This window comes from Nostoc sp. TCL26-01 (genome assembly GCF_013393945.1).
GTDB lineage: Bacteria > Cyanobacteriota > Cyanobacteriia > Cyanobacteriales > Nostocaceae > Trichormus.
Map to the genome: position 1 here is coordinate 3634012 of NZ_CP040297.1, position 18867 is coordinate 3652878.

Genomic DNA, 18867 nt, shown 5'->3' on the forward strand with positions numbered 1-18867 from the left:
CACTCCCTCTGTCCTCTATCCCCTTCCAACAGCGACACTCATGCAATCGATTAACAAATTGCCTAAATGGTTAACTATTGGTTTGGCGTTTCCTGTCGCTATTCTCAATGGTTGGTTATTGCTTCAGTTTATACAGTATTTTCAACCTTTAGTCAGTATTTTTACTGCGGCTATTTTACTAGCTTTTGTTTTGGACTACCCAATTCAGTTTTTCCAAGGGCGGGGGGTAGAACGTAACTTGGCGATTGTGGGGGTGTTGCTGTTGGCTGTGGTGATTTTGGTGGGTTTAGGGCTGACTTTAGTACCTTTGCTCATAGAACAGCTAAACGAACTGGTAAATATTCTGCCCTATTGGATTGATTCTGGTGGACAACAGATTGAAGCGTTTCAAAAATGGGCGGCGACACAGCAGTTACCTGTGAATTTGAGTGGTTTAGTGACGCAAATTTTAGAGAGAGTTTCTAGTCAGTTGCAGTCTGTGACTGGAAAAATTCTAGGTTTTGCTTTTGATACTATCGGTGTTGTGGTCAACGTTTTGCTGACAGTGGTGTTGACTATCTATATGGTATTAAATGGCGATCGCTTATGGGATGGAATATATCGGTGGTTTCCCACTCATATTGGCTCTAAGGTACGGCAAATTTTACGAGAGGATTTCCATAATTACTTTATCGGTCAAGCCACCTTGGGAGCTGTGCTTGGGGTGACAGTCACGCTGGCATTTTTAGCACTACAAGTCCCCTTGTCTTTACTGTTTGGGTTGGTAATCGGGTTGTTTTCGCTTTTCCCTTTTGGTACAGGGATAGGAATTGCGATTGTTAGTCTACTGGTAGCGTTGCAAAACTTTTGGCTAGGGGTAGAAGTTTTAGGTGTAGCTGTTGCTATTGATCAGGTAAATTCTAATTTGATTGCACCACGTATTCTTGGTAATTTAACTGGTCTAAATCCTGTATGGGTAGTTGTTTCCTTATTAATAGGAGCTAAGTTAGGTGGTGTTTTAGGCTTATTAATTGCTATTCCTACCGCTAGCTTTATCAAAGATATAGCAGATAGTTGGCGGGCTGAGGAATTTGATTACCAAGATAATTTTGAGTTAGAAGCTGCAAGTGTGGAAATAGATGGGGTAAAAAAATAAATTATTGGTTCATCACCAAGTTTAGAGGGCGATGCCTGCGGCGGGCTACGCCTACGCTCACAGCACAAGCAGATAGCATATGTAGTAGATGTAGGTTGGGTTAAGCGTAGCGCAACCCAACATAGATACTGAAAGCTTAACCAATATCTTGGTGTTGGGTTTCCTTACGTCAACCCAACCTACTGGCTGGCTATATCCCTACACCCCTACATCCCTACTCTCCTCCCTCCGCAAATCGCTCACGCAAAGTTAACCAGTCTTCTGTTTGAATCAGCAATTTAGACACAGGTAAACGTTTCCACTCACCATCCTGTTTCATCAATATCTTGTTATGGGCTATTTTTACATCTTCAGGAGCATTGTAATTGTAGATGCGTTGTGGCCATCCTAAAGGTGTATGAATAATGAACTGATCAGGTTTAATTGTGACATATGGCTTTTTCAAGTATGCAAATCCCAAAAACAGTGTGGTGAGTCCAATGATGATGCTAACGCTGAACTGACCCTTAATTAGGAGAAAACCACCCAAAACTAGATTCAGTAAACCTAATGGGATGAATACATAGCCCAAAGCTTGACTATAACGCAGCATCATTGTTTCATTCTCGCTTGCTTGTAATTTTGTCTCATCAAAGATAACAGTCGGACAAATTAGAAGTCAGCAGTAGCAGAGTTAAAACTCAACTCCATAAAGTAACAAACACAATCGGAGATAACTATGATTGACCTTTACTATTGGCCAACTCCCAACGGCCACAAAATCACCATCTTTCTCGAAGAAGTTGGCTTACCTTACAACCTCATTCCGGTAAACATCGGTGCTGGTGACCAATTCAAGCCAGAGTTCTTGCAAATATCGCCCAACAATCGGATGCCAGCAATTATCGATCATGACCCAACCGATAAGAGTGAACCGATTTCTGTGTTTGAGTCTGGTGCTATATTACTATACTTGGCAGAAAAAACCGGAAAATTGATTCCTGAAAATGTCAGAGAGCGTGTGGAGGTTTTACAGTGGTTATTTTGGCAAATGGGAGGCTTAGGGCCAATGGCTGGACAAAATCACCACTTTAGTCAGTATGCTCCCGAAAAGATTGAGTATGCAATTAACCGCTACGTCAATGAGACGGGACGTTTGTATGCAGTGCTAAACAAACGACTAGCCGATAGAGAGTTTGTCGCTGGTGATTATTCGATTGCGGATATTGCTGCTTACCCTTGGATTGTCCCTCATGAACTTCAAAGCCAAAATTTAGATAATTTCCCCAACCTCAAGCGCTGGTTTGAGACGATTAAAGCACGTCCAGCCACAATTCGCGCCTACGAGAAAGCAGAAGTTTTGAAAAATCAGGCGATAGATATTGAAAAGTCCAGAAATGTGCTATTCAATCAGTCTGCAAATACAGTTCAGCGCTGAATAACTCACGCTTGGTGCAACTCAAATAACTCTTAAACTCAGAAACCCAACACCATTATCCATGAATGGGTTTTTGAGTCTAAAATGAACACAAGCATTATTGGGAAGTACTTTATATGTCCTTGCAAGAACTTAAAGAGCAAGCTTTCAAATTGTCTGTGAGCGATCGCCTTTCTCTTATCAGTGACTTGATTCAATCTTTGCAAACCTCTAGCTATGTAGAGAACTGGCAATATTTAGTAACACGTCCGCACCCTTGGCGACGGCAACTTTATATTAAAGGGCGTAAATTATTTGCATCAACCATCTGGTAAGATATGATTTCCAATGATATGTCAGCCGAACAAGCAGCGGATAATTGGAATTTACCCTTGGCAGCGATTTACGAGACCATCGACTACTGTGAAAATAATCGAGAATTGCTGAAGTTAGAGGCGGACGAGGAACGGTATCGCTTAGAATCAAAAGGAGTTTCACTTGAGCCTACACCTGCTCCTTGATGAGGACTCGCAAGCAAAGTAGAAATAGACACAGAATTTGCATTAACTTTTTTGAGAGATTTTCCCACAAAGTCAACACCCTAGCCGTAAGCCCATACAATACTGTGGAAGCAGAAACTGTATTGAATTACGAGTTACTTATGGTATCCAGAAAGATTACTACTACCTTGATGCTGCTGTTTGTTGGTACTCACATCAGTATTACTCAACAAACCGTTCAAGCACAAACCCCCACTGCACCCACAACGACGACAAAATCAATTTGTCAATCTCAACTAGGAACAGCCATAGATGCAGTAGTAAATCGTCCTTTATTTAATCGGGTACGCTGGGGAATTTTAGTTCAACCCTTGTCATCGGCGCAAAATCTTTATAGCCGAGATGCCGAGAAATATTTTACTCCAGCGTCTAATACAAAATTGCTGACTACAGCAGCAGCATTGCAACAACTTGGTGCAGATTTTCGGATTCGTACTTCAATTTATCAAAATACTAACGGTAATTTAACTGTTGTCGGTAGGGGAGATCCCAGTCTCAGTGATACTCAATTACAAGCATTAGCCCAACAATTGAAACAGCAGGGGATCACAAGAATTCAAGAGTTAACTGCTGATGATAGTTATATTCAAGGAGATATTGTTAACTCTACTTGGCAATGGGAAGATATACAGTCAGATTATGGTGCGCCAGTCAGTAGTTTTATTGTCAATCAAAATGTTTTTGGCTTAAAAATCATCCCCCAAGCTGTTGGTAAAGCTGCACAATTACAATGGAATGATCTGAATGAATCTAGACAATGGTTAGTTGTGAATCAATCAGTCACAGTTGCTGAGAATCAACCAAGCTATATTAATGTTACCCGCGATTTAACTGGAAAAGTTTTACGTATTCAAGGGCAAGTAGCAGCTAAGTCCACTCCATATTTAGTAGAGTTGCCAGTAGTTGATCCTAACTATTATTTCCTCAGAAGATTTCGTACTACTTTAGCAACAGCAAAAATTAACTTAGGGAAAACATTCGTGGCATCTGGTAATACTAATCAGAAGGAAGTGGCGTTTGTTCAGTCGTTGCCTCTATCGCAATTATTAATGGAAACTAATCAAAATAGTAATAATCTTTATGCTGAGTCAATATTAAGAGCCTTGGCTTTTAAACAACCAAGAGTACAAAATAAAAGTACTGCTGATATTGCTTTAGAAGCGCTCAACAAAAGCTTAACTCAATTAGGAGTTGATCCCACAACATATAAGTTAGTAGATGGTTCTGGTTTGTCACGACGTAATTTAATTACTCCAGAAGCATTAGTCAAGACTTTGCAAGGAATCGCCAAAACCCCAGCAGCAAATGTGTTTCGTGCTTCGTTACCTGTAGCTGGTAAGAGTGGTACTTTAAGTAGTCGCTTTCGTAACACTCCCGCAGCCGGAATTGTCCAAGCCAAAACCGGCACATTAAGCGGTGCAGTTTCCCTATCAGGATATGTGAATCCACCTCAATATGAGCCTTTAGCTTTTAGTATTCTGGTAAATCAATCAGAACAACCTGCGAGTGTTTTACGGCAAGCAATGGATGAAATAGTTGTGTTGTTGGCACAATTACAGCGTTGTTAAATGTAGAGAGGTTGCCATGCCAATATTGTAGAGACGTTGCAATGCAACGTCTCTACTGTTGGGTGGGGAAAAATACATCATTGGGAATTGATGAGTAAATATTATTTGTATAAAAAATATAATTTCCATTAGGAAAATACTATATACATATCTATCAATAGTATAAAAAATTGTCTACCTTTAGTGAGAGTCAATAATACCTAGTCATCGATATCGTAGGTAAATAAGAACACGAGTTGATACGGCTGATCAAGACACAGATATATTTATTTATCTGTGTTTTTTTGTGTTTATACGTGTTTAAATTCTAGGTTTTCAGCTTGCGCTACCCTAGAAGGCAACAAGGTTAAATCATAATTAAGGGGTGATTATGTCAGAATTGATTCAGGCAATCTTGGATGGTGAAGAAAAAAATGATTTACGTGCTTTTGTGAGTGAGTTACGTCAACAGGATAAAAATTACTTGCTGCGTAACGATATCTTGAATGTGTTTCATGAATACTGTGCTAAGTCTCAGAAACCAGAAACTTATTATAGGTCTTCTAATTTAGGCAAACTGATTTACTATACTCAAGAAATCATTCAAGAAGATTCCCATCTTTGTTTTATCATTCGTCCTAAAATTGCTGGTCAAGAAGTCTATCGATTAACAGCAGACTTGAGTTTTGAATCGATGACGGTGCAAGAATTATTGGATTTACGCGATCGCTTCGTCAATAAATCTCATCCCCACGATGGAGACTTGCTGGAACTGGATTTCGGCCCCTTTTATGATTACACCCCAGTCATCCGCGACCCCAAGAATATCGGTAAGGGGGTACAATATCTCAACCGTTATCTTTCTAGCAAACTCTTTCAAGACTCGAAACAATGGCTAGAAAGCTTGTTAAATTTCTTGCGATTGCACCAATATAACGGGATTCAATTGTTAATTAACGATCGCATCCAATCACATCAGCAATTATCTACACAAGTAAAAAAAGCGATCAATTTTGTCAGCGATCGCCCAAATGATGAATCCTACGAACAGTTCCGGTTTCAATTACAAAATATGGGTTTTGAACCGGGATGGGGTAACACCGCCTCTCGTGTACAAGACACCTTAAATATTCTGGATGAATTAATTGATTCCCCCGATCCGCAAACATTGGAAGCGTTCATTTCTCGCATCCCAATGATTTTTAGAATCGTCTTGGTATCAGCACATGGTTGGTTCGGACAAGAAGGAGTTTTGGGTCGTCCTGATACTGGTGGACAGGTTGTTTATGTTCTTGATCAAGCGAAAACTTTAGAAAAGCAATTGCAAGAAGACGCTATCTTAGCTGGCTTGGAAGGGTTAAATGTCCAACCCAAGGTAATTATCCTCACTCGCCTCATTCCTAATAGTGATGGTACTCTTTGTAACCAAAGATTAGAAAAAGTTCACGGTACAGAAAACGCTTGGATTTTGCGTGTACCTCTACGGGATTTCAACCCTAATCTCACACAAAATTGGATTTCCCGATTTGAGTTTTGGCCTTATCTAGAAACCTTTGCCATTGATTCAGAACGAGAATTATTAGCAGAATTTCAAGGTAGACCAGACTTAATTGTCGGTAACTATACAGATGGGAATTTGGTAGCTTTTCTGTTAGCACGACGGATGAAAGTTACTCAATGTAACATCGCCCATGCTTTAGAAAAATCTAAATACTTGTTTAGTAACCTCTACTGGCAAGATTTAGAGGATAAATATCATTTTTCTCTCCAATTCACGGCTGATTTAATTGCCATGAATGCTGCCAATTTTGTCGTCAGCAGCACCTACCAAGAAATCGTCGGTACACCCGATAGTATAGGACAATATGAGTCTTACAAATGCTTCACCATGCCAGAGTTGTACCACGTAGTAAACGGGGTGGAATTATTTAGCCCCAAATTTAACGTTGTACCGCCTGGAGTGAATGAAAGTTACTATTTCCCCTACACCCGTACTCAAGAGAGAGTAGACAGCGATCGCGATCGCTTGGATGAAATGTTGTTTACTCTAGAAGATGATAGCCAAATCTTCGGTAAACTCGATGACCCAACTAAGCGTCCCATCTTCTCAATGGCGCGTCTTGACCGAATTAAAAACCTGACTGGTTTAGCCGAATGCTTTGGACAAAGTAAAGAATTGCAAGAACATTGCAACTTAATTTTAGTTGCCGGTAAGTTGCGGGTAGAAGAGTCAGATGATAATGAAGAACGAGACGAAATCGTCAAACTTTACCACATCATTGATGAATACAACCTACATGGCAAAATTCGTTGGTTAGGTGTGCGTCTATCAAAAACTGATTCTGGGGAAATTTATCGTGTCATAGCTGATCATCAAGGTATTTTTGTCCAACCAGCGTTATTTGAGGCCTTTGGTTTGACAATTTTGGAAGCGATGATTTCTGGTTTGCCAACTTTTGCTACTCAATTTGGTGGGCCGTTAGAAATTATTCAAGACAAGGTGAACGGCTTCTACATTAACCCCACTCATCTAGAGGAAACAGCTACCAAAATCCTCGATTTTGTCACCAAATGCGAACAAAATCCTAACTATTGGAGTGTAATTTCCCAGCAAGCAATTGACCGAGTATACAGCACGTATACTTGGAAAATTCACACAACCAAATTGTTATCCTTAGCCCGAATTTATGGCTTCTGGAATTTCACTTCCAAAGAAAACCGCGAGGATTTATTGCGTTACCTTGAGTCTCTGTTCTATTTAATTTATAAACCCAAGGCACAACAACTACTAGAACAGCACAAATATCGATAATAATTCGTAATTAAGCGTTGCAACTAAAAATTACGAATTACTGCCCTATCTCGCTAACGCATACCAAGTACCGGGGCCGACTATCCCATCTACTCTGAGGTTGCGCTGATTTTGGAAGGCTTTGACAGCACTTTCTGTCAGCGCACCATAAACACCATCAACGCGAACTGCGTAACCATTAGCCAGTAATAACCGTTGCAAAACTCGCACAGGAAGACCGGAATTACCAAAACGGAGGTTAGGTAAAGTTCTGGTTCTAAACCGTTGATATCTTCTAGCGATCGCTATTTCGCTACGGATTTGTTGGGCTATAAGGCGCGGTTCACGGGGAAACTTGACCTTGACAGCCTGAAAATTATTAAACTCAGCTACGCTATATAAATCTTTTGTGAGGATTTTTTGTGTCTTTTTTATGAGATTTTTTTGAGTTTTAATAGCTGATTTAATAGCTGAATAATTTTCATTAATTGGTGCAAATTCAGGGGGCGTGATTTTTACAGATGATACTAACTGATACGATTCACCCTGGGTTGATTTAGTCACGCCTTTGTCAAGCTGAATTGCAGGCTGTTTGGGTATAATAGGCGGATTTGGTTGCTTTGTTGCTAATACGCCTGTCACCAGCAAGACAATATCATTCATGGTAATTGATGTCTCTATCACCCATAATTCCTTTGACAGAAAAAATTTAGTTATTCCGGAATAACTCTTACTTAAATCTAATGAGTTAAATTTTGAGCAATCAATAAATGCAACAATCTTGATTACTCAAGCATTAGATAATTAGTAAGAATTAAGCAGTATATAAATTAATACTTAAACTGATATTTTTGAGTGCTTTAATAACCAGCTATAAGTACTAATACTAATCCAATAAATTCCTGATACCTATCGATTTACAGTAGTAACATAGCAATGCCATATCTATATAAATGTATTGGTATCATTTATAAATAGGTAAAAAAGTTACCTCCTAAATTATTTATTTAACTTGCCAAGAATAATAAACTCTAGATAATAAAAAATTTATTCCATCCTCAGTGGTATATGTATAGGCGTAATTTGGGCAGGAGAGATTGATAAATTACTTATCTGATAAAAGTGGCATTTTGCCAAAAATATGACGCAAAATAAAAAGCGATCGCTCTCAATTGACTAGGTGGACGGGAGAGCGATCGCTTGTATAATTAAATTGTGATCAATCCTAACCCAAACCATCAATAACTGGATGGAAGTAAAAAGCAAATCCCAGTACTGTATAAGCAGCTAGCAGTAAAGTCCCTTCTAACCAATTAGACTTACCATCAGAACTAATACTGTTAGCAATTAGCACCGATACAACTACAGCTACTAATTCAAAGGGTTGGAAATCTAAATCCATTGGCTGTCCCATTATCCATCCAGCAATTACCAACACAGGTGCGACAAATAGGGCAATTTGCATACTTGATCCCACAGCCACAGATAAAGAGAGATCCATTTTGTTTTTCATCGCCACTGTGATGGCTGTAGCGTGTTCGGCAGCATTACCCACAATGGGAACCAGTATCACCCCAGTAAACAATGCTGTTAAACCCAACTGAGAAGTAGCAACTTCTAAAGAATCAACTAACATTTCTGATTCAAGGGCGACAAACAGAGTGCATATTAGCAATACACCACTCCATAGCAACATATTTGGTTTGGTGTGGTGTTCTTCTGTCTCTGTTTCCGCTACACCCACTTCGTATAAGTAAGCGTGGGTTTTCATCGAAAATAGCAGCGTGAGAGCGTAAACCAAAATTAACACCACAGCCACAGCCAGAGATAAATATTGTAGAGTTTGTTCGCCAACGCCTTTTGAGGTGTAGTTCATGGCTGTGGGTAACAAAATAGCGATGACAGCCAAATTCATAGAAGCCGCGTTGACTCTAGCCACAATGGGTTGAAATGTCTGTTCTTTATAACGCAGTCCCCCCAACAGCATAGAAAGTCCCATCACCAGCAATAAATTACCGATAATTGAACCAGTAATACTGGCTTTAACTACATTCACCAACCCCGCCCTCAAAGCTACCAAGGCGATGATTAATTCCGTCGCATTACCAAAAGTGGCGTTTAACAACCCTCCAAGAGTCGGCCCCACCACCACAGCAATTTCTTCAGTAGCCGTACCCATCCACCCTGCTAGGGGCAAAATGGCTAAACCTGCGGTGACAAAAACAATTAAATCCCCCCACTCTAAAAAATGTGCAGCTAGGGAAATGGGGATAAATAGCAACAGCAAGAGAAAAAGAATGTTTTTACCTGACATTGGTTACTTTTATTTGAGCGTATCCTTTCAAAGTAATGAGTGCTGAGTGCTGAGTGCTGAGTGCTGAGTAATGAGTAATGAGTAATGAGTAATGAGTGTTCAGTTGTGAGTGAAAAGACAGTAAGTAATATAAATTCTCCCCTACTACCTAACTCGTAACTCCTCATTCAGCACTCGTCACTTATCACTCCAATTAGAATACTCTCAAGCATCTACAAACTTACTCAGAAATTATACTGTTCATCTTTTGACGTGATATTTGTAAAGCAAAATTACGGTTTGTATCGTTTCCGCAATTTTTTGTTACAAAACTCTGAAGTTGAGCAGAATTATTACACTAAAAATGGGGTTTAATATATTAAAAGACCATTAAATTTTTGATTGAGATTACCGCTAGTAAATTTTAAACAAGAATCAATAAAAGCGTTACTTGCCAGAATTTAATTCTGGATTTAGTGCCAATAGTGGGGCAGGGCTGACAAAGAGCTTTCCTGTCGTCGGTGGCTATTGGTTTACCGATGGGTATGAAGAGTGGGAATTTTGCATATGTCTTTTTTAACAGAGGTGTAATTCAATGGGTAATGATTTTGTGAACTATCAGAGAAAACTTGGCGATAACGCAGATTTAATACTATAGTGAGACAGTTTTTTGAAGAGTTTGGTTGTACCCTGTACTCATAGTTGTGATATATACCGGATTTGGCTGGCAAAACGTTGTAGAAAAGTTTGAAACCATTATTCCGGTATAAATTTAAGTTTTTTGATTGGGAATAAATATACATGACATCTGCTGAAATGCCGGCTAGCTCTGGCTCAATATCAACATTCGATATAACTGCTAAAGATACTCACCAAAGCGATCCCCGGAATCTGGCTACAGGTGTGTATGTAACGGTGCATGGACATTTTTACCAGCCACCGCGAGAAAATCCTTATCTAGACGCGATTGAACGTCAACCCAGTGCTACTCCCTTCCATGACTGGAATGAACGCATCCACTGGGAATGCTACCGCCCCAATGCTTTCGCCAGAGTGTTAAACGATCGCTCGGAAGTGACGGGGATCGTCAATAATTACGAATATATGAGCTTTAACATCGGCCCGACGCTGATGTCCTGGCTGGAACGCTATGATGTCGAGGTTTATCAACGGATTTTAGAGGCGGACGCAAAAAGCTGTCAACGTTTGCAAGGTCATGGGAATGCGATCGCGCAAGTATACAATCACATCATCATGCCTTTGGCTAATGAACGAGATAAACGCACCCAAATTCGCTGGGGTAAAGAAGACTTCCGCACTCGCTTCGGTCGTGATCCCGAAGGGATGTGGCTGGCAGAAACGGCTGTAGACTATGCAACTTTAAAAGCTTTGGTAGCTGAGGGAATTCGCTTCATTGTCTTGGCACCATCCCAAGCTCAACGTTGTCGTCCTTTCCCCACAACCAATGATCCCCAACCAGAATGGCTAGAAGTTGGTGGCAGTCAGATTGATCCTACCCGTCCCTATCGTTGCTATTTGCCAGGAGATAGAGGTCTGGGAAATATCAATGGCCAATTACCAATTCCCCACGACCAATGTCCATATATTGATATCTTCTTTTACGACGGCCCGATTTCACGAGATATGGGTTTTAGTGATGTCGTCTATAACTCTCATCACTTCGCTGGGCGCATTGGTTCAGCTGTTCGTGGGGATCATCGTCAATCCCAATTAATTTCTGTCGCTACCGATGGGGAAACCTTCGGACACCACAAAAAAGGTACAGAAAAAACTCTGGCTTATGCTTTCATCAAAGAGTTTCCTCAACATGGTTGGACTGTTACTAACTTTGCTCACTACCTCAGCTTAAGTTCTCCCACTTGGGAAGTCGAAATCAAGCCAGTCACAGCTTGGAGTTGCGCCCACGGTGTCGATAGATGGCAAGATGATTGTGGTTGTGGTGGTGAAGGTGGAGTTTGGCATCAAAAATGGCGACGGCCTTTAAGAAATGCCCTCAATTGGTTGCGGGATCAGTTAATTGAAGTCTATGAGGAATCAGGTAAACAATTATTCCGCGATCCCTGGCAAGCACGAGACGAATATATCGAGGTCATCCGCGATCGCTCTCCTGCTAATATTACTCGTTTTCTCTCCCGTCATCAAACTCACAAGCTCACAGCCGCAGAACAAGTAGATGCTTTGCGTTTACTAGAAATGCAGCGTCATAGTTTATTGATGTTCACTAGTTGCGGTTGGTTTTTTGAAGAACTTTCTCGTCCGGAAGGAACCCAGATTTTACGCTACGCCTCTCGTGCTTTAGAACTGGCGGGAGATGTGGCTGGTGTCCAACTAGAAAAAGGCTTCCTCAAACGTCTGGGTTTAGCACCCAGTAATGTAGACTTCTTCAAACACGGGGCAGAAGTTTATCGTCAACAGGTACAAACAGCCCAAATTAGTTTCAAACAAGTAGCCGCCCATTACGCCATTTCTTCGTTATTTGGCAATCATAAAAATATCGAGGTGTTGCATCCGAACCATGTGGTAGAGACGTTGCATGCAACGTCTTTACCGGCAACGTCTCTACAACATCATCAAAAACGGGTGTATTGCTACACCGTCAATGAAATTGATTACCAACTACAACGCATGGGAGCGTTAACTCTAGCCGTTGGACATTTAAAATTAGTATCGGAAATCACCTGGGAGAGTGAAAGCTTAGTCTTTGCCGTACTGCATTTAGGTGGTTGGGATTTCCATTGCTGCATTCAGCTATTTACCGGCAGACGCGACTATAGCCATGCTAAAGAAAAGCTGTTTGCGTCACTACAACAAGCTAGCGCTGCCCAAACTATCCTAGCGATGACACAGGTGTTTGGCGATGCTGCTTTCAACTTGCAAAATCTGTTTGCAGAAGAACGCCACCGGATTATGCGCTTACTTTCTCAAGAAACCCTGACACGGTTAGACCAACTTTACACCCAAGCTTACCGCGATAACTATGGTGTACTCATGGCCTTTCACCGCGATGAACTTGCAGTTCCGCAAGAGTTGCAAGTAGCAGCCGAGATTGCTTTAGGATATCGCTGTATGACCACATTGCGATCGCTAGAGCAAGATATCACCGAACCACAACTAAGTTGGAATCACATAGTAGAATTAGAAGCGATCGCCACAGAAGCTAAACACCTACGTTGTCGGCTGAATGTCCCTGAAGGTAAGCAAATACTCGAACAGTTGATTCTGCGATTCCTGTGGAGATTGTTGCACGATGCTAATGGCAGTTTTGCTACAGATATCCAATGCTTAGAACGACTGATTGATGTTGGTTATCAACTGAATATTGGTATCTCCTTACATCAGTCCCAAGAACTATACTTTAGCCGTTTGCACAGTCACATAGTCCCTCTGTGTTTGACGACTGTTGCTCATGCCGCAGATACTAATCAATGTCTACATTTGCTCAAGTTAGGTCAGAAATTAGCAGTTGATGTGAGTGCGATTTTGACTCAGTTGAAGTAGTTTTTCTGCCAAAGAACCCCGATTTTTGTCAAAAATCGGGGTTCTGGTTTTTTAGATGCTACCCTAACTTTGTCTTAATTCATTTTAGGGCGATCGCAACGATAAGGGTAAAGCCATTCACATCTAAATAGTCCACCAGTATGTTTCTCAAAAAATGTGCCGGCATGACGACTCTGTGATATATTGATCCCAGCTTTTGTTTTAATTTCGTATAGCCAAGGAAACAACACTATCAAAGTAGTGATTGTCGTCAAAAGATAAAGAAGTTTCGTTTTAAATTTGTTAGCTCTGGGAGAATTGCTGTTACGGTTTTGAGGCATAAATAAAACGTGCAATTTATCTAAGCCTCCATGCTAACTTATATTTTTTAATTCAGCCTCAGTCCCTAATCTTCATAAGGTTGTGGGTCTAGAATTTCCATATCTCCAGGCGATACTTGCCTAACTCCACCAGTAGGATATAAGTCTGATGAATTGAGAATTTCCACAATTATTTTAGAACCCTTACTACCCAATTGGTATCCACCAAAAACTGCCAATTCACCTGTACTTTTGATTCTTAAAATTAACTTGTAAACTTGCCCTGAAGATCTGATAGTTTTGTACTCTTCACCTAACATCTGTTGTTTCTCCTGATTTAAAAGATTTTTCAGCAATTTTGCAGCCTGTTCATTGCCTTTTGGTAGAAATTTGGGCAACCAGTATGAAGCCTTAGCTACTTGCTGAGGCTTTTTTTGGCAACCTTTTAGTCCTGTCACGCCCCTACCATGTGTCGCAAATATTTTTGGAATTGGTGTAAGACAACGTGAGTATCCCAGGAAGAAGCACGTTAAGATACGTAAACAGTGATAAATTAAATACACATAAATGGTAAGTTAAGAATCGCTGTTATGAACAAGCTCGCTTAAGCATAAGACAGACTAGTAAAGACTAATAACATAACCTAAATGTAAAAATTCCAGATAGAGATGAAAGATAAAATAACTATAAAGAAATCAGGCCTTTTTTATGCACCTATTCTTTGTATACTGGTCACTGCTTGTGGAGATGATTCCCTACTCAAAGCCGTGAGAGACTTTACCAAGACGAGAGCTACTGCAAGTAAAACAGTGGCATTGATTGCAGAAGATTTTTATAAGTCTTGTATTCGTCAATATAGTTCCTTACCGATTGAACCTACCCCCACAATATTGCAAAGGAGAACTCCTTATCAAACAAGAATTGAAGGACTAAAAAAGTGCAATACTGAGTGGAAAATTGGGGAAGATTTTCAAAAAAGCCATGACCTTTTATTTCAATACATAGCTGCGTTAGAAGCTATCTCCAGTGATAATGTTGTTATTTTTCCCGATACAACAGCAGATAAATTAGTCAATGCAATTAATGACTTACCTTTAGGTACTTCAACCAGTACAAATGTTGCGGCGGAACGACAACAGGCGATTAAAGCAGGTGTGGGAGTCTTACAGTTGCTTTCCAGAATTGTTTTGAATCAGTTTCGAGAAGATAAATTATCTACAGCTATTGTCAATACCAATGAGGATGTTCAAGCATATATATCAATTTTAAAGACAAGTGTACAAAGAGGTTACATTGAAGGATATCTTCAGCAAGAGCAAGATAATATTGACCTCCAGTACAATGCGATTGTAACTGATCTGCTCCGTAAAGAATTTCCCGATGTTGATCCTAATAAACCACCAGCAAGACTAGCTTTTGATGTATCATCTCCTTTCTATTCAATTGATGAACAATGGAGAGAAAAACGCGCAGAAGTAGGCAAAAATATTGAAATTGGCAGACTGTACATCCAGCTTTTAGATGAAGTTGCCCAGGGACACAATGAATTGTATACCTTAATTAAAGGTAAACCCCCTGAAAGTTTGGGAGGAAATCAACCTACTCAAAATCAACAAAAACAAATGAAAGAATTAGCCGAGAAGCGACTAGGACGAATTCAAGACATTGCTAAAAAGTTAGAAGCAGAATTAGCAGAATAAGCGGACGTTTGAAAAGTCTGTTTCTTTGTCATGTTGAATGCAGCGTAGCGGAATGAAACATCTCGGTATGTGCCACAAAACCTAGATTCTTCCTTACGCGCCGCTCCAGTCAGAATGACATTTTTATACCTACTGAAACTTTTCAAACACCCTCTAAGGGTAATTAAATTTTAGCCGTCAGAAATTAAAAAGGATGAAAAATGAGTCAAGTCTTAACAGCCAATGATTTATTTGATCTACGAGATGCAATGGCAACTTTTGCTAGACAAATAGATAATTTTAGAATTGCTAACTCAACTCAAATTCCTGCATTTATTTTTTCAGAATTAGAAACTTGGTCACGCTTAATCAAAAACAGAGTGATTGAGTTAACAGGACAAGCTTTGAATAGTTTGACTACGGATTTAACAGAACCTGCGGCTAATCTAAAAAAAGCAATTAAGGAATTAGGCGATGCGCTTGCTACCATTGGAACATTTAATAAAGTAGTGGATTATATTGCTGACATCATTAATATTTTTGGTGTCGTCGTCAGAGCTGTTTCTCTAGGATTAGGATCAGTCAATATTGCTTCTGCTTTTGGCAGTCTCAATAATTTATTTAGTGTGGCTTAATTACTATCTTAGTGCGACAAGTTAGTAGGTTGGGTTAACACAAGGAAACCCAACACTCACTATCTATAATTGAGTTTTTGAGTCAATAATCTTGGGATTTTTTGAGTTTCACAAACTGCGGTGGTTTTAAATCCCCATTGCAAAACTGTACTTGCGAGTTTGTTAAGCTCCTGGTTGGAAATAATCGAGGAGGCGATCGCCTGAATCAGCACGAATTAATGCTACAACTACATCAGGTAAGGCTGTTAAACTAGGATAAACTAAATAGCGTCCTTCCCAACGGGGATGAAACTTTTCTTTATAAGCGTGTAAGCCTTGAAAGTTATAAAAACGGTTTAAATGTTCATAAAGATAACGCAGTACTTTCTCTAAACGCTGTGATTCTGGTTTTTCCCCAACTCCAGCTAAAGCCGAAAGTCCAAAGTTAAAACTGTCATAGCCTGCGTCTTGAAAATGTTGTAGCAGGGAAGTGAAGAGAAAATCCATTGTACCGTTTTCCATTGATTGCCGGTGGCGCATCATGTCGATAGTGCTTTCGTTGAGTTGATATTCTGGTAAAAGATTAGTAAAGGCATCTATTTGGCCATCGGGAGTATGGACGACAGCAATTTCACACTCTCGCAAATATGCTTCATCAAACCAACCTAGAGAAAAGCGTTTTTCTGAACCTTGCACCATTTTTAACCATTCATCACTCACGGGTTTGAGTTGCTGCAATAATTCATGACTAATTGGTGGTTGATAGAAATTAACTTGATATCCTAACTTAGTCAAACGGTTGATGGCGGGACGAAAGTTTTTCCCAGCTTTGCCTTGTAAAGTAAAGTTTTTCAGATCAACGATCGCCTCTTCGCCAATTTTTAGTACCCTAAACCCTAGAGACTGGTATAGTTCAATATCATCCGGTAGGGTTTGGTAAAAAGCTGGATACCAATCATTGCGTTGACAAAACTGTTGGAAACTAATTATGGCTTCTTGGCGGTCTTCTTTTGGCCCTATGGGATCACCAAGAGCGATCGCACCTCGTCCTTTGGGAACGTAAGCGATGACACTGTGTCCAGAAGGACTGAAATAATAGCTTTTATCATTTAACAGAGTTAAAGCGGCTAAAGAAGAACATCCATGTTGTAGGACAATTTCTTTGGCTTTTCGCTGTTCACTGCTGCTGGCGGAATGGCGTAAAAATACTGGCTGTAACAGCAGCACCACAGCAGAGGTGATGGTGCTAGCGGCAATAATATAAATAGAATTGGCAAAGAACTCCCCAAATTTACTTTTTGGTTGCAGTCCCCAATTATCTTCTGTAAAGAACATAGCTAAGGTTTGCAAAATAGCTTCACGCCAATTAAAATTCTCGGTGAATTTGCCATCTAGTAAGTAAAATCCTACTGTTCCATAAGCGAGGGTAAATAACAATGCACCAAATAATAATCGTACTCCCCTGGCAACTGAAGGACGGTCTGATTGTGCTGTAAACACATGACGCATGAAGATTAATTGTATCAATAAAACACCGGATAAGATACTCTCTTCATAGTCCCATCCTTTGAGTAAATGGCTAACAATAGAAATAACCAATAAACTGACTGTCAGTAGCCAAGCAACTCGTTTGCGTCGTAATAAATTAGTTGCTAATGCCAGTAATATAAACCCAGTTAGGGCAGCAAATATATGTCCAGTAGCACGAATTTCAAATGGTAAAAAGTCCTTTAGCCAATGATTTCTTCCGTACAGGTTGGGTGTGACTGCGGATAATAAATTGACTACTCCGACTATTCCAGTCAGGATAGCTGCACTCCATAGATTAATCTGAGTTTTTGATTGATATTTCATTGCTTTTGGGAATTTTTAAACTGTTCTCCTACATAGGAAAGGGAATCTTTGAGATGTTTATGAAAGTAGTTCCAACCTATATTTTCACCTGATAAACCATGACCTCCTGGAAAAGCATAAAAAACATTAGCAATGCCTAACTTATTTAAAGTTTGATGGAATGTTTTCGTAGACGCTAATAAATTAGTATCATTTAATCCGGCATCAAGATACACACGTATACGTTTTTGATCTGCGGATGATAGCTGCTGGACAATTTGTTGAGGACTATTTTGCACGCCACTATTATCGGTAAAATAACCACTGTGGCTAAAGAAAATATTGAAGTTGTCGAGATAGCGTAACCCGATATTCAACGCACCCCATCCTCCAGAAGATATACCTCCTAATGCCCAAAACTGGGGTGACTCTAAAGTCCGGTAACGTGATTTAACTAGTGTAACTAATTCTGAACCAATCAAAGTTCCTACCTTGCCGTTATTCCCATCAAAATATTCGGGGTCATATAAAGGACTAGAACCACGATGATCATTGCCATCGGGTGTAATTATAATTGATGGTGGTAACTTGCCACTTTGATATAGTTCATCTAGTATATTCAAGATGGCATATTTATCAACGTATGCACGAGCATCATCATGACCACCATGTAATAAGAAGATGACCGGATAACGTTTTTGCGGATATTTTTTATATTCTGGCGGTAAAATCACACCATAATTGCGGACTGTACCCATTGCTTGTGAATTGAAAGTTTCTAACTGAAATTTAAGTTTTGTATTAGCCTCTTCTGTGGGTGGATCTAGTTGTGGTGCGCCTAAGATAAATACATAATAATAACCAACAGTTGTGAGGATGGCGATCGCTCCTACGATGTAAATAAAAATTTTAGAAATTTTCATGGGTTTTTAAAATTAGCAGCACTTTTAAGAACAGGTGATAGGTGACAGGTGATAGGTGACAGGTGATAGGTGACAGGTGACAGGTGATAGGTGACAGGTGATAGGTGACAGGTGACAGAGAGGGGTATTGACTATTCTAATTTAATTATGCAAGCTGATATGATCGTAAGAATTCGGCAACCAGGAGTCAGAAGTCTGAATTAATCAAGGGTTTAGGAATATTAGCTTACTCATCAAATATGAGAATTTGAACTATTCTGACTCCTGTATTCTGACTC

Annotated in this window: 16 protein-coding genes; 9 read left to right on the plus strand and 7 right to left on the minus strand. The window is 39.9% G+C overall.

Going from position 1 to position 18867, the window contains the following annotated elements; translation table 11 throughout:
* The first annotated feature begins 40 nt into the window (after window positions 1-40).
* Window positions 41-1135: an AI-2E family transporter gene (locus tag FD725_RS15720; protein WP_179048991.1), complete on the plus strand. Its 1095-nt coding sequence runs from the start codon at window positions 41-43 to the stop codon at window positions 1133-1135.
* A gap of 214 nt (window positions 1136-1349) precedes the next feature.
* Here the strand turns inward: FD725_RS15720 and FD725_RS15725 are convergent, their stop codons facing one another.
* Complete coding sequence (locus FD725_RS15725) at window positions 1350-1730, minus strand: hypothetical protein (protein ID WP_179048992.1); 381 nt, start codon at window positions 1728-1730, stop codon at window positions 1350-1352.
* A gap of 123 nt (window positions 1731-1853) precedes the next feature.
* On the opposite strand from FD725_RS15725, the gene FD725_RS15730 reads away from it, so the two are divergent.
* The 5 genes from FD725_RS15730 to FD725_RS15745 all read left to right on the plus strand — a co-directional run bounded on the left by FD725_RS15730 (window position 1854) and on the right by FD725_RS15745 (window position 7450).
* Window positions 1854-2552 carry a glutathione binding-like protein gene (locus tag FD725_RS15730; RefSeq protein ID WP_179048993.1) on the plus strand — a complete coding sequence of 233 codons (699 nt, stop codon included), beginning with the start codon at window positions 1854-1856 and terminating at the stop codon, window positions 2550-2552.
* Window positions 2553-2668: 116 nt separating this feature from the next.
* Window positions 2669-2866, plus strand: a complete 198-nt coding sequence (locus FD725_RS32515; RefSeq protein WP_256871626.1) for a hypothetical protein — start codon at window positions 2669-2671, stop codon at window positions 2864-2866.
* Between the two features lie 3 nt (window positions 2867-2869).
* Window positions 2870-3052 (plus strand): hypothetical protein, encoded by a 183-nt coding sequence (locus FD725_RS32520; RefSeq protein ID WP_256871627.1) that lies wholly within the window; start codon window positions 2870-2872, stop codon window positions 3050-3052.
* Between the two features lie 140 nt (window positions 3053-3192).
* A complete protein-coding gene (gene dacB / locus FD725_RS15740) occupies window positions 3193-4659 on the plus strand; it encodes a D-alanyl-D-alanine carboxypeptidase/D-alanyl-D-alanine-endopeptidase (protein WP_179048994.1) in 1467 nt (488 codons plus the stop codon).
* 370 nt (window positions 4660-5029) lie between these two features.
* Window positions 5030-7450, plus strand: a complete 2421-nt coding sequence (locus FD725_RS15745; RefSeq protein ID WP_179048995.1) for a sucrose synthase — start codon at window positions 5030-5032, stop codon at window positions 7448-7450.
* A gap of 45 nt (window positions 7451-7495) precedes the next feature.
* On the opposite strand, the gene FD725_RS15750 is transcribed toward FD725_RS15745, so the two are convergent.
* A complete protein-coding gene (locus FD725_RS15750) occupies window positions 7496-8092 on the minus strand; it encodes a peptidoglycan-binding protein (protein ID WP_179048996.1) in 597 nt (198 codons plus the stop codon).
* Window positions 8093-8654: 562 nt separating this feature from the next.
* Window positions 8655-9743, minus strand: a complete 1089-nt coding sequence (gene cax / locus FD725_RS15755; RefSeq protein ID WP_179048997.1) for a calcium/proton exchanger — start codon at window positions 9741-9743, stop codon at window positions 8655-8657.
* A gap of 780 nt (window positions 9744-10523) precedes the next feature.
* On the opposite strand from cax, the gene FD725_RS15760 reads away from it, so the two are divergent.
* A complete protein-coding gene (locus FD725_RS15760) occupies window positions 10524-13241 on the plus strand; it encodes a DUF3536 domain-containing protein (protein WP_179048998.1) in 2718 nt (905 codons plus the stop codon).
* A 74-nt stretch (window positions 13242-13315) separates the two neighbouring features.
* Here the strand turns inward: FD725_RS15760 and FD725_RS15765 are convergent, their stop codons facing one another.
* Window positions 13316-13561 carry a hypothetical protein gene (locus FD725_RS15765; protein ID WP_179048999.1) on the minus strand — a complete coding sequence of 82 codons (246 nt, stop codon included), beginning with the start codon at window positions 13559-13561 and terminating at the stop codon, window positions 13316-13318.
* 65 nt (window positions 13562-13626) lie between these two features.
* Window positions 13627-13998: a hypothetical protein gene (locus tag FD725_RS15770; protein ID WP_179049000.1), complete on the minus strand. Its 372-nt coding sequence runs from the start codon at window positions 13996-13998 to the stop codon at window positions 13627-13629.
* Between the two features lie 351 nt (window positions 13999-14349).
* Here FD725_RS15770 and FD725_RS15775 point away from each other — a divergent pair, with 351 nt between their 5' ends.
* Window positions 14350-15240 (plus strand): hypothetical protein, encoded by an 891-nt coding sequence (locus FD725_RS15775; protein ID WP_179049001.1) that lies wholly within the window; start codon window positions 14350-14352, stop codon window positions 15238-15240.
* Between the two features lie 200 nt (window positions 15241-15440).
* Window positions 15441-15854: a hypothetical protein gene (locus FD725_RS15780; protein WP_179049002.1), complete on the plus strand. Its 414-nt coding sequence runs from the start codon at window positions 15441-15443 to the stop codon at window positions 15852-15854.
* Window positions 15855-16016: 162 nt separating this feature from the next.
* Here the strand turns inward: FD725_RS15780 and FD725_RS15785 are convergent, their stop codons facing one another.
* Window positions 16017-17687: a phosphatidylglycerol lysyltransferase domain-containing protein gene (locus FD725_RS15785; RefSeq protein ID WP_179049003.1), complete on the minus strand. Its 1671-nt coding sequence runs from the start codon at window positions 17685-17687 to the stop codon at window positions 16017-16019.
* Window positions 17684-18589, minus strand: a complete 906-nt coding sequence (locus FD725_RS15790; protein ID WP_179049004.1) for an esterase family protein — start codon at window positions 18587-18589, stop codon at window positions 17684-17686. The genes FD725_RS15785 and FD725_RS15790 overlap by 4 nt, the downstream gene beginning before the upstream one ends.
* Window positions 18590-18867 lie beyond the last annotated feature (278 nt).

What these genes read in the sequence shown, in the direction of transcription:
- FD725_RS15720 (WP_179048991.1), top strand. Translation starts at nt 41, where the DNA reads ATGCAATCGATTAACAAATTGCCTAAATGGTTAACTATTGGTTTGGCG.
- FD725_RS15725 (WP_179048992.1), bottom strand. Translation starts at nt 1,730, where the DNA reads ATGATGCTGCGTTATAGTCAAGCTTTGGGCTATGTATTCATCCCATTA.
- FD725_RS15730 (WP_179048993.1), top strand. Translation starts at nt 1,854, where the DNA reads ATGATTGACCTTTACTATTGGCCAACTCCCAACGGCCACAAAATCACC.
- FD725_RS32515 (WP_256871626.1), top strand. Translation starts at nt 2,669, where the DNA reads ATGTCCTTGCAAGAACTTAAAGAGCAAGCTTTCAAATTGTCTGTGAGC.
- FD725_RS32520 (WP_256871627.1), top strand. Translation starts at nt 2,870, where the DNA reads ATGATTTCCAATGATATGTCAGCCGAACAAGCAGCGGATAATTGGAAT.
- dacB (WP_179048994.1), top strand. Translation starts at nt 3,193, where the DNA reads ATGGTATCCAGAAAGATTACTACTACCTTGATGCTGCTGTTTGTTGGT.
- FD725_RS15745 (WP_179048995.1), top strand. Translation starts at nt 5,030, where the DNA reads ATGTCAGAATTGATTCAGGCAATCTTGGATGGTGAAGAAAAAAATGAT.
- FD725_RS15750 (WP_179048996.1), bottom strand. Translation starts at nt 8,092, where the DNA reads ATGAATGATATTGTCTTGCTGGTGACAGGCGTATTAGCAACAAAGCAA.
- cax (WP_179048997.1), bottom strand. Translation starts at nt 9,743, where the DNA reads ATGTCAGGTAAAAACATTCTTTTTCTCTTGCTGTTGCTATTTATCCCC.
- FD725_RS15760 (WP_179048998.1), top strand. Translation starts at nt 10,524, where the DNA reads ATGACATCTGCTGAAATGCCGGCTAGCTCTGGCTCAATATCAACATTC.
- FD725_RS15765 (WP_179048999.1), bottom strand. Translation starts at nt 13,561, where the DNA reads ATGCCTCAAAACCGTAACAGCAATTCTCCCAGAGCTAACAAATTTAAA.
- FD725_RS15780 (WP_179049002.1), top strand. Translation starts at nt 15,441, where the DNA reads ATGAGTCAAGTCTTAACAGCCAATGATTTATTTGATCTACGAGATGCA.
- FD725_RS15785 (WP_179049003.1), bottom strand. Translation starts at nt 17,687, where the DNA reads ATGAAATATCAATCAAAAACTCAGATTAATCTATGGAGTGCAGCTATC.
- FD725_RS15790 (WP_179049004.1), bottom strand. Translation starts at nt 18,589, where the DNA reads ATGAAAATTTCTAAAATTTTTATTTACATCGTAGGAGCGATCGCCATC.